This window comes from Xenorhabdus entomophaga (assembly GCF_037996725.1).
GTDB classification, from domain to species: Bacteria; Pseudomonadota; Gammaproteobacteria; order Enterobacterales; family Enterobacteriaceae; genus Xenorhabdus; species Xenorhabdus khoisanae.
The window spans coordinates 1-4,628 of sequence record NZ_JBBMXH010000170.1 but is presented as its reverse complement, the minus strand read 5'-3'; the positions used below and the strand labels follow the sequence as shown (position 1 = coordinate 4,628).

Sequence of the window (4,628 nt, the reverse complement as noted above, 5' to 3'; positions counted from 1 at the left end):
TGTTTATGCATATCAGGCTACTATTTCGGGTGTGAGAGCTGTGAAATTTATCACAGTTGACTCCCACCTTTTAATATCTCACCTGTTGCACTTAATATGTTAACTCAGCTTTACCCAGTGCACGAGCATACTTTGATTAATCCTCATCAAACATGCGAGACCAGCCTTGCTGGTCTCGCGAGTAACAATCAGGTTAATTTAACGCCATACTTAAGGTATTAGCCAAAATGGTTTTATTTTCACTATCCTCCATCAGGCTAAAGTGGTCGCCCGGTACAGATGTTAGCCGGAGTGAAGAATCAGGCACGACCTGCTTCCAACCTAACGACGGCTCCATACTCAAGGAAGGTAATAGTTCTTCCGTAACGAAAGGGAGCTGCGGATAAGATTCTGTCGCATAGAACTGGTGGAGCGTTATTGCCAATGCCTGTGGTTCATATTCCTTGACCATTTGCATATAATTTACCATCTGTTCCCAGCGTCTTGCGATCAAGTCAGGACGCAGATTTGCCGGATATAGCTCCAGTTCCTGCGCCGCAGCAATAAATTGCACCAAATTCAGTTTATCAATTCTCTGATGCAATACCGTAATCTCCTCTTCATGTTCCCCGCCCGACTGTTTTGCCAGTTCAACAAGAAAATGAAGCTTTGGTTTAATAACCTGCTGCTTAAAGCAGTGAGGGGCAGGCGTATCAATCAAACCCAGAAAATCGACGGTCTCACCGGCGTTCAAAAGTTGCTGGGCAATGGCATAAGCCAATACACCACCAGAAGAGTAACCGTAGATCCGGTATCGGCCTTCCGGTTGAACCGCCTTCATAAAGGTGATCATTTTGGCAGCCAACTCCTCAATAGTCGATATCGGCTCTTCATTGATGGACGGCCAGGGTAAGGCGTAAATCGGATAATCAGACTGAATATGTTGTGCTAATCCAAAGACATAGGAGTAATCATACATACCGCTGGGCACAAAGAATAGCGGTGGTTCCGTTCCGAAGGGCCGCACAGGTATCGCACTGCTTTGCGGCTGGGACAGTGGATCTAATGTGATTTTTGATACCAGTTCAGCCAGCACAGGGAATTGGAACAGGTCATTCAATGTACACATCAAACCACGGCCTGCGGCAAGGTTTATCATCCGCATAGCAAGCAGCGAGTGTCCACCCAACGCAAAGAAATTGTCATACCGGCCTATTTGCTCAACCTCCAGCAATTCACGCCAGATAGCAGCCAATGCGATCTCAACTTCCCCCTGCGGCGCTTCATAGGCTTGATGAACAAAGGCATTCTGATCAGGTTCCGGCAGCGCCCGACGATCCAGCTTACCGTTAGGGGTCAGCGGAAAGGTGTTCAGACGGACAAAAGCCGCCGGCACCATGTAGTCAGGCAACAGTGCTCTCAGATGGCTATACAAACAGGTAGCCAGTCCAGCTTCCGCTGGTGCCACCACATAAGCCACCAGACGTTTATCCTGACCATCACCCAGAGCCAGTACGATAGCTTCACGCACCGTCGGGTACTCCGTCAGCCGGGCTTCAATCTCTCCCGGTTCAATCCGGAATCCCCGGATTTTAACTTGCTGGTCGTTGCGGCCAATAAATATCAGGTTGCCATCCGGCAAGTAGCAGGCCAAATCCCCGGTGCGGTACATCCGTGCATCCGGTGTCTGACTAAACGGGTCAGTCAGGAAACGTTCAGCGGTCAGATCAGGACGATTGAGATAGCCACGTGCTACACCGTCACCACCAATATACAGCTCCCCTACCGCTCCCAATGGAACCGGCTGGCCGCCGGCATCCAGCAGATAGACACAGGTGTTGGCTGTCGGACATCCGATAGGAATTAATGTATCGGTATAATCTGCCGGACAACGCCAGGTGGTGGCACATACCGTGCTTTCTGTCGGGCCATAAGCATTGAACAGCGTGGCCCGTCCATGCAGTGCCTGAATTAGCGCCGCACTAGGCGCTTCTCCGCCCAGTATCAATGTTGGTCTTATGTTTATCTCCGGTAAATCCGCACCATCCCGCAGCAGAGCCGGTGTCAGGCAGGCATGAGTCACCGCCCGTTCTTCCAGATAATGCCAAAGGCGGCGCGGGTCCTGACGAACCGTATCGGCAGGAATGTCCAGAGTGGCGCCACCACACAATGCCATCATGATTTCCCAGACACTGGCATCGAAACCAGATGAGGCGAATTGCAACATCCGGCTATGGGAATGAATGTCAAACTGGCTGATTTTATCCCGGGTAAGGTTGACCAGCCCACGATGTTCAACCATCACCCCTTTCGGCATACCGGTCGAGCCGGAAGTATAAATCACATAGGCCAGATGCCGTGAAGTTAACGCAGGGATCTGCGGATTGTTGTCCGGTTGACTGTTTTCCGGTTGACTGTTTTCCGGTTGATTGTTGTCCGGCTGGTCAGGCAGGGCATTCAGGTCAAGTACGGTGAATTTCGCCAGTGCTTCTTCACCCAAAGCGGCACGCCCGGTATTATCCGCCAGTACTATTAACGGGACGGGATCTAACGGGGCGGCATCATTCAGCATATAAGTCAGACGATCAACCGGATAGGCGGGGTCCAGTGGTACGTAGGCGCCACCCGCTTTCAGTACAGCCAATAGTGCCACCACCATCGCTGGCGAACGTGTCACACAAATCGCCACCCGCTGATCCGGCACTACCCCCAGAGAGATAAGCTGATGAGCCAGCCGGTTAGCCTGAACATTCAGTTCCGCATAGCTGAAGATCTGCGCCTGATGTATCACCGCTGTAGCATCTGGGGTTTTCTTCACCTGTTGTTCAAACAACTGATGAATGCACACCTGTTCAGAATAGGCTGTTTCAGTCGCATTCCGCGTTCCCAGCAACAGCCTACGTTCCGCCGGTGACAAAATATCAATCTCCCTGACGGGTTGTTGTGGGTTAGCCACCATCACTTGCAATACGGTGTGCAGATAACCCACATACCGTTCGATTGTCTGTTGATCAAACAAGGCCGTTGCATAATTCAGACTACCTACAATTCTGCCTTCTTCCTCAAACAGGTTAAGTTCAAGATCAAACTTGACCACATCAAAAACCTGATCAACCGGCAAGATTTCCAGCGCTGGCAATTTCCACTCTATTTTCTCATTGTTCTGCCAGGCAAACATCACCTGGAACAGCGGGGTATGCGCCAGTCTGCGCGGTGGTTGCACAATTTCCAGCACCTGTTCAAACGGCAGATCCTGATTATCCTGTGCCGCCAACGTCGTTTGCCGCACACGCGCAAGTAATTCCGTCACATCCGGCGTGCCCGATAAGTCGATACGTAAGGCCAATACATTGACAAAGAAACCCACCAGGGATTCAATTTCCTGACGTCCACGGCCGGCACAAGGTGTGCCGATAACCAGATCACTCTGACCTGACAAGCGTGACAGAACCATCGCCCAGGCTGACAGAATGGTGATGAATAACGTTGTCCCCTGCTGCTCACTCAGGCGCTTGAGGGATTTCGTTAACTCCTCATCCAGATTGATGGGCAATGAACTCCCTATAAACGACTGTAGAGGAGGACGTGGCCGATCGGTTGGTAAATCAAGCAGTACCGGTGTACCAGCCAACATGGTACGCCAATAGTCAGATTGAGACTGTAAGCGTTCAACCGAAAGCCACTGACGCTGCCATGCAGCATAATCAGGATACTGAATCATCAAAGGTGGTAGTGGATCAGGTTGACCTGTCACAAAAGCCGTATAGAGGGCACTTAGCTCTGATTTCAGTATCCCTAAAGACCAGCCATCAAAAATAATATGATGCAAGATCAGCAGAGATACATACTCATCGTCTGCCAGCTGTATCAAACTGGAGCGGATTAATGGTCCCTGTGCAAGATCAAACGATAGCCCAAACTCCTCCACACACAAACGCTTAAGTTCTCCGTCCGCGTCAGGTGCGCCTCGCAGATCATATTTCTTCATGGACAAACCGGATTCAGTCGGCAATAGCCCGACCTGGGGTTGACCATCAACCGTCACAAAAACAGAACGCAAAGCTTCGTGGCGAGCAAACAGAGCATTAAGCGCCCGCTGCCAGGCACCGATATCAAACTGACCACGCAAATGCTGTATTACAGGAATATGGTAAGTATCACTCACCTTTTCAAACTGAGCGAGGAACCACAGATGATGCTGGCTAAACGACAATGGCAGAGCACTATCGCGGGATACCGGAGTAATCTCAGGCAACCTGTCACTATCCTCATTACATTGTGCGTAGATCCTCTCCGCAAAAGCAGCCAGAGAGGGTGACATAAACAAGGTAACAAGCGGTAGCTCAACACCGAAAGCGGCTACCCGGTTCATCACCCGCGCAGCCAACAACGAATGGCCCCCCAACGCGAAGAAATTATCATGTCGGCTAATCTGTTCAACCCCTAACACCTCACGCCAGATAGCCGCTAACGCCGTCTCTATTTCTCCTTGCGGAGCTTCATAAACCTGACGGGCAACGTCTTCCTCTCCCGGAGCTGGCAATGCCCGGCGATCCAGTTTACCATTCGGCGTCAACGGGAATTCATCCAGACGGACAAAAGCCGCCGGCACCATATAATCAGGCAAGATTGCGCTTAAGTGGGCACGC

Annotated in this window: 1 protein-coding gene; it reads right to left on the bottom strand. The window is 50.9% G+C overall.

Features of this window, described 5'->3' with window-relative positions; all coding sequences use genetic code 11:
• Positions 1-193: 193 nt before the first annotated feature.
• Positions 194-4,628: amino acid adenylation domain-containing protein (locus AAC854_RS21160; protein ID WP_422824115.1), on the bottom strand; the 4,435-nt coding region annotated here is incomplete at its 5' end.